6 protein-coding genes are annotated in these 7669 nt (G+C 41.2%); all 6 read right to left on the bottom strand.

Annotation, left to right across the window (positions count from 1 at the left end; translation table 11 throughout):
- On the bottom strand, positions 1-3311 hold a 3311-nt coding region (locus tag KGY70_14110), incomplete at its 3' end, for a transporter substrate-binding domain-containing protein (protein ID MBS3776324.1).
- Positions 3312-3497: 186 nt separating this feature from the next.
- Positions 3498-4259 carry an ATP-binding cassette domain-containing protein gene (locus tag KGY70_14105; protein MBS3776323.1) on the bottom strand — a complete coding sequence of 254 codons (762 nt, stop codon included), beginning with the start codon at positions 4257-4259 and terminating at the stop codon, positions 3498-3500.
- 9 nt (positions 4260-4268) lie between these two features.
- Positions 4269-5384, bottom strand: a complete 1116-nt coding sequence (locus tag KGY70_14100) for an ABC transporter permease (protein ID MBS3776322.1) — start codon at positions 5382-5384, stop codon at positions 4269-4271.
- Positions 5385-5415: 31 nt separating this feature from the next.
- Positions 5416-6045: a membrane integrity-associated transporter subunit PqiC gene (locus KGY70_14095; GenBank protein MBS3776321.1), complete on the bottom strand. Its 630-nt coding sequence runs from the start codon at positions 6043-6045 to the stop codon at positions 5416-5418.
- Between the two features lie 3 nt (positions 6046-6048).
- The gene (locus KGY70_14090) at positions 6049-7053 is read right to left on the bottom strand and encodes an MCE family protein (GenBank protein ID MBS3776320.1); all 1005 of its coding nucleotides are present in this window, start codon (positions 7051-7053) and stop codon (positions 6049-6051) included.
- A gap of 139 nt (positions 7054-7192) precedes the next feature.
- Positions 7193-7669: hypothetical protein (locus KGY70_14085; protein ID MBS3776319.1), on the bottom strand; the 477-nt coding region annotated here is incomplete at its 5' end.

Raw genomic sequence — 7669 nt, 5'->3', positions numbered from 1 at the left:
GTCAGGGATAAATCTTTCTTTTTTGCCTCTGGCTCAAACATGGAAAACAGGTCATCCATTATTTCATTTACAGAGACTTCTTCCAATTGAGTCTCCATCTGCCCTGATTCAATTTTAGCACTATCCAGAAGGTTGCCGATGATGTTCAGCATTCTTTCCCCGCTTTTTTGTATCAATTCAATATAGTAATCCTTCCTTTCCCCGCTTAATTGCGGTTGTTTCAATAAATCGGCAAATCCCATAATGCCGTTCATGGGTGTCCGGATTTCGTGGCTCATATTGGCCAGGAAGGAAGATTTCAACTGATCGCTTTCCTCTGCTTTTTCTTTTGCTTCTTCCAATTCTTGATTGATCCTTTTTAGCTCCTCATTTTTTTCATTCAATTCTTCATTCAGGGTTTCGTATTCTTCATTTTGTGCAGCGATTTCTTCATTTCGCTCCTTTAATGTTTTATTCAGTTCCATTAACTGTTCTTCTGCCTTTTTGCGGTCGGTGATGTCATACATGGCTACTACTGCTCCTGTTATGTTGCCCTGATTGTCTTTAAGGGGTTGGCCTGAAGCCAGGATATATAATGGTTTTTTATTGTTAGGTTTTATAACCATTTCTACTTCATTGAAGTATTCCCCTTTAAATGCCCTGTTGAGGGGTACCTCTTCGGGACTCATCCGTGTTTCACCGTCAGGCATGAAAAGATCGTAATATTCGGACCAATTCGCGGGTGGGAGGTTCATTCGGGGGAGGCCGTGAAATTCCTGCGTTTTTTTGTTGAAATAGGTTAACATACCGCTTGCATCGCAGGCCACCACTCCCACGCTAAGATTATCAAGCAAGGCAGAAATAAAATTTTCTCTTTCTTCCAGTTTAATCTCCATTTTCTTGCGTTCGGTAATGTCTTCCCCGGAAGTAAGGACACCCGTTATCTCTTGGTTTTTATTTCTGAGGAGGCTGTTATGCCAAAGAATGGTCTTTCTCTCTCCTGTTTTTGTTAAAACCGGTCCTTCTACCAATTTTTGACCTTCCGGCTCCCCCTGCATCAATTTATCGAAAAGTTCTTTAACCTCTGCCTGTGCATCTTCGGGAAGACAGACATCAAACCAGTTCTTCCCGATCAACTCACCCTTCTCATATCCCAGCAAACGATGGCCGCTGTCGTTTAGAAGGGTGATATTTCCTTTAGTGTCCAGAGAGAGGATAATCTCGGCTGCGATGTTAAGGTATCTTTCTGCGGTTTCTTTGCTTTCTTTAAGTGCTTCCCGGGCTTCTATCCGGCTGGTAATATCCCTGATAAGTCCTATAAATCCGCTGATATTTCCGTCCTCGTCCTGAAGGTAGAATACATTGGTTTCTCCCGGGAAGACAGTACCGTCTTTTTTCCGGTAATGAATGGTATAGAGAAAGTCTCTGGCATTCCCCTGATGGTTTCTGAGGGCTTCCCCCATATCATTAAATTCTTGTTCAGAATCATAGACATATACGGTCTCTTTACCTTTTACCTCTTCCAGCGTGTAACCCAATAAATCCGTAAAAGCCGGATTACAATCAATTATTTTCCTTTTGGTGTCAGCTACCAGAATTGCATCCCGAATAGAGGTAAATAATTCGCGGTATTTTCGCTCGCTTTCCTTTAATTTTTTGTCCGACTTTTCTCTTTCCTTAATTTCTTCACGAAGTTCCCGTGTTCGGTTGATTACCCGTTTATTGAGTGTACGCGACCATACAAGCGAACCTACCAGGATCAGAGTTAAAGGCAAAAGAATATATAAGCTGTACTTCAGAAAATCTCTTAGACCAAACTCCGGTTCTTCATATACACTCAGCCATTGAGAATAAATCTCACGATATTTGCCCGTACCTTTAATGGCTGCAAGACCATCGGAGAGTTTTGTAAGCAAAGCACTATTGCCTTCTTTAACACCAATACAATATCCTGCCGAATGGACGGGTTTGCTGCTCGTGGTGAGGTTATCCCATCCGTTCTTTTCCTTAAAATAATTTGTCAGAACCCTTGAAGTGAGTGCAAAATCATATTTTCCTCTACTTAAAAGACGAAGGGCTTCTTCCTGCGTCTCTACAGGGATGAGTTCGTCTTCAAGTCCCTGTTGTAAGGCATGGTCATGCATGAGATCACCCTTCTGAACCAAAACCGATTTACCCTTCAGCTCGCTCAGGTTTTCCGGTAATTGTGAATGTTTTCTGGCGGTAATTACATAGCTGATGGTGGTATGAGCGGGAGACATGTCAAAGGTTTCATCCCGCTGCGGTGAATACAGGATCCCCTGTATGGCATCGATATTGCCATTATCAAGTTCCTGTTGGATTTCTGCCCAGGGCCCCAGTCGGAATTCTATGCTCAGATTTACTTCATCAGCAATGGCACGCATAAGTTCAACGTTGTAACCCGATGGCTGTCCGTTCTCATCCAGAAATTCGTAAGGCGGATAGTTTTTGTCCCCACCAATGATGATTCTTTTTTCTGAACTTGCAACCGATTCAAGCGGGGCGAACCATTTGGCATGAAGTTGCCGGTAAGTTCCAGCGGTGGTAACAATTGACAAACCTTCATTAAGTAAACTCAGCAGCTCCTCGTCACCCTCTGTTACGGCAAAGCAAAAAGATTGCCGGTAAATATCGCTGGCTCCTTCTACAACCCTAAGGTTGTTGAAACCATTTTCCCTGATCAGCTCAAGTGCCAATAATCGCTGGATGACAACGGCGTCGTGTTTTCCGTCGGAAAGCTCTGTCATGGCCCGTTTAAAAGTGGTCCGTTGTATAATATTTGTATTTAAATCGACACGACGTAAAAATTCTTCTGCATTATCGCCTTTCATTACGGCCACTTCCTTGCCCTGCAAGTCATCCGGGGAGCGAATGCTTGTGTCATTCTCCCGTACTACAATTGTTCCATGCATGGTGAGATAAGGAAAGGTAAAATCATACATGTTTTCCCTTTCAGGAGTTCTTCCTACCAATGGCAATGCGTCAAGCTTTTCTTCTGCCAGATCATATTTTAGCTTATTCCAGGGCCCGGTCTTAAAATCGACCTTCAATCCCATTTCATTGGCCGCTTCCTGGAAAAGTTCCACGGAAAATCCGTCTGCTTTTCCATTTTCATTTATGAAGCAATAGGGAGGATAATCCGGCTCACATCCTACAAGAATTCTGCCGGGAGTCTCCTGGTTTTGTCCGGTGTCACCAAATGCGTGAGAAATGGTTGCAAATATCAGTATTCCGGTAAAGATGGAGATGTTCAGCAAAATGTTTAATCCATGCGACAGATTGTTTTTCGGGGAAATAAAAGCACTGATCATAAGGTAGAGGGTTATAGGAAAAAAGATATCAGGGTGCAAATTACGTAAATTATAAATATTCTACAAAGTTTATTATAAATGATAGCAAGAACATTAAATTGATATGTATTGGCTAACTTGGACAAGCCAAAACCAGGATATATAAAATCACATGATAACATCCTGTTTGGTTTTTGCTTGGCCAGGTTAGGCAGGATTTTCAGGTATGGATCTTCCTTTTTCGAAGAAGGTATATACTTGTTCAATGTCACTCTCAAGCGCATCTTTCAGTGTGCCTTGAAAAATCTTTTTTCCTTTGTCAATAAAAATAATTCTGTCAGCGATTCTAAGTATACTGGAAACTTCATGGGTGATGATCACAATGGACATCCCCATTTGTTTACGGAGATTCAGAATCAGTTCGTCCAGAGAAGCCAGTGAAATGGGATCAAGGCCAGCCCCGGGTTCATCACAGAAAAGCAAAGGGGGATCCATAACAATGGCCCTGGCCAGTGCGGCTCTTTTCAGCATACCGCCACTTAGCTGGGAAGGGTACAGATAATAGGCATCCGTTAAATTGACCAGTTGAAGCTTGGTCAATACAATGCGTTTTATCAGTTCGTCATTCAGATCGGTATGCTGTTCCAGGGGAAGGGCTACATTTTCACCCACGGTTAAAGAATTTAAGAGGCCTCCATTCTGAAAGAAAACCCCCATTTTGATGTAGAGATTTTTCAGCTCCTCTTCCTGCAGTTCTGCAATGTTTGTATCCAAAATATGAATGCTTCCGACCTCTCCTATATAAAGCCCCAGCAGATGCTTTAAAAGAACGGATTTGCCTGCACCACTCCCTCCAAGAATAACGGTAATATCTCTTTCATATGCATCGAAGGAGACATCGGTCAAAATTTCCTGACCTCCCAGGAACTTGGACAGTGCATTTACTTCAATGATTTTCTTTTGTGCCATCATTCTGTTTTAATAGAAAAATAACCCCATGATGCTATCGGCTACCATAACCAGTGAAATGGATACCACTACAGCCTTTGTGGTAACTTTTCCAACCCCTTCAGCCCCTTCTTTCACCTGAAGTCCGAAAAAACTCCCGGTCAAAACAATAATAAAGGCGAATACGAGGCTTTTGAATATACCAATCATAATATCGCGGTTATAAAGTGATTCTGTCATACGGTTGATAAAAACCTGGGGTGTGATATCCAGGTATACAAATGCGATGAGCATACCTCCCAGTATTCCTGTAATATTTGCAATAATCGTGAGAAAAGGCATTGTAACGAGGCTTCCATGCATCTTGGGAATGACTGTGAACCGGACGGGTTGAAGTCCCATTGTCTGCAGGGCATCCAGTTCTGAAGTAACTTTCATGGTTGCAATTTCCGCTGCAATGGAAGATCCGCTTCTACCGGCCACAATAATGGCCGTTATCAAAGGACCCATTTCGCTCATCATGGCGATCACCGTAAGATCCACAATATATATGTTGGCGCCAAAGTTGCGGAGCTGTGCGGATGACTGAAGCGCCATAACCAGACCAATGATAAAGGACAGTGCACCCACAATCCAGATGGCATTCACACCGATTAATACGGCCTGGTTGTAAAATTCTCCGCGACGTTGCTTTTTTGATATGAAAATATCGGATATAGACCAATAGACTACATTTGCCATAAGGACAATAAAGATGGAAATATAATCATGCAACAGCCTGTCAGTAGCTTCGCCAAATTTCTCAAAGATAGAAGACTTGTCTGGTTTTGGATCCCTTGGGAATTCATTTAAAGAAAAAATTTCCATTTTTTTCTTAATATGTTCTTTTCCCCCAGTATAGGTAATACTTATACCCTGAGGACTGAATTTTTCACGAAGGAAGTTCAGAGCTGCGACTCCTGCACCATCAATATAATCCAACTGGTCAAGGTTGATCTCCAAATTTTTCTGATCAAGATATTCCACAGCCTGGGATACCTTTTTCATAAATTGTTCTGTATTGGAAACCGACAGGGAATGTTTGAGAAAGAGGGTATTTCCAATAAATTCAAAATGAACGGATGGTATTTCTTTTTTGCTTTTCAATGCCGTTGACTGGTTAATTAACGTTCAGTAATCAATCAATTGAGTGTTGAATCTCCGATCTCCGATTCCTGATTATTTCGGAGAACCGGTTCAATTCTTCAAAAAAAAGCAAACCAATGGATTCTGCAAACAAATTCAAATCGTTTTCCTGAAGCTTTTCCATCCTGTCAGCTCTATGACTCAGGAGCAATCTTTCTTCCGGGTTGCTGAACAGTTTAAATTCCAGTGCCAGATGGGCAGAAAAACTTTCCTGTTCCTGCACCACTTCAAGTTGGTAAACGGTAGTTTCCAGTCTGAAATCAGGATTGATCCCCCTGAATCTTTTAGAGGTCCTTTTGAAGAGAGAAGCCTGGTTCAGGTAGTCTTTCAGGATAAAAGTCAGAGATTCAGCCGGGCCTACCGCCCAATGGTGACGTTTATAATAAAGGAGCTCATGGCTACCGCTTCTGTTTGCGATATCTTTTGAAGCAAAGGCCGGGTAAATTTCAACCGGTGCGATTTCACAATGGCTTTCCGCCAGCAGATGCTTTTGATCAATTGAAATCAGAGAGCTGTCCGGAGGCTCGATGACATAATAACGGTTAACCGTCTGCTTTGAAGAACTGCAGCCTGCCATTATCAATATAGCTGTTATCAGGAGAGTGGCTTGATATATTTTCATGGGTTACTTGTTTAAATGCTCATCGGGAATACCTTGCTCTTTTGTTCCCCGCAGCAGGATTGAAGGATCGTTATTTATCTTCGTGGATGCTTTATTCAGATTGTCCAGGGTTAATTGTAACAAATAAAGGCTTTCGGAAAATTCCTCACTGCTTTTATCAAAATCATTGTCTACCTTTAACACCAGTTGTTCTACCTGATCAGCCACCCTGGCAACATTACCGATTAGGGATTTGATATCGGATGCTTTTAACCTGGCTGAAATATCCCTTAAATTAGAAAGAATATCATCAATGGTATCACTTTGCACTCTGAGATTGATGGTTTTCATGGTGGTTTCCAGTAACCGGCTTGATTCATCCATGCGTTCACTGATCGCTTTCATGGGGGCAATCGATTCACGGATGTCCCGCCGGTTCTCAGTTACGATGGTATCGAGTTTGATCACCGTACGGTTGGCCTGTTCTGTGAGTATGGTTATTTTATCGATCAATTCGGTAAAACCCTTTAAATTATCAGGTTCGGTAAATATTTGAAGGTTGTTCAGCACTTTTTCAGCTTTTTGAGCGATTATTTCCGCTTTTCCGGTAATTTCCTGTGTAATGGACGAGCCAGCGGGAATATGGGAGCCTGGTTCCAGGGATTCTGCCTTGTTACTTCCTCCGCTGATTTCTATAGCCTTTAATCCGGTAATTCCGATAGAGGTTATATCAGCATGCGCATCAGCCTTAATAGGGGTATCGGGTTGCAAAGACAGAGTCAGAACTACCCGGTTAACATCCTGGGGATCTATACGTATATCTTTAATGGTACCTACTTTGATACCCATATATTTAACCGGACTGCCCACTTCAAGGCCACTGACAGATACTCCTTCGTAAGAGACATAATAAATATCTTCTTTTTCGAAGAATTCCCTTGCTGTAAAAAATCCGATAACGGAAAGCAGAATGGCAAGACTAACAAAGAGAAAAATTCCCAGGCGGATTTTTTGTGAACGATTTCTCATATTCTAAGGTATTTAAATTTGACTTTACAGATAAAAAACATACAAAAACTCATCTATAGATTTTCTTTCAAAATGTAAGTTATATGAGTTTTTGGCAATCAAAATTAGGATTTCCACACAATAATCCTGAAGATTCTGGTTATACGTTTTTATCTGTATCTGAGTTATCTTTTTCCTCCTCTTCTTTTTTAGAATATTCCTTTTTTTCTGCCTGCATTTGTTCTGAGATCTTATTTAATTTTTCATTCAGAGATTTCATGGATTCGACATTTTGATTATGCTCTTTGGTTTGCATATTAAACAGAACCTCTTTTAGCTGCAGTATTTCGATGTCTTTTCCCTGCATGGCGATCTTATTTTCCAGATTTTTTTCATGGATTCGTTGCCGTTCTGCTAGGTATTGAGCAATATAACGAAGTATAATGAAAAAGATAATTCCTGCGATGGAATAAAAGATAAGGGGATAACCCGTAATAACAGCAAAGCCAAGGTTTATATTAAGACTTACAGTAAATACGGCCCAGTTAAATGCGGCGAAATAAGCCCATATCACTATCCAGATTATTAGAAAATAGTTGATTATTGTTTTAATGGTTTTAAGATTATTCATTTGGTT

This window comes from Bacteroidales bacterium, assembly GCA_018334875.1.
Classification (GTDB): Bacteria; Bacteroidota; Bacteroidia; order Bacteroidales; family UBA12077; genus JAGXLC01.
Note: the sequence above shows the minus strand (reverse complement) of the source record. Positions and strands in the feature narration are given on the sequence as shown.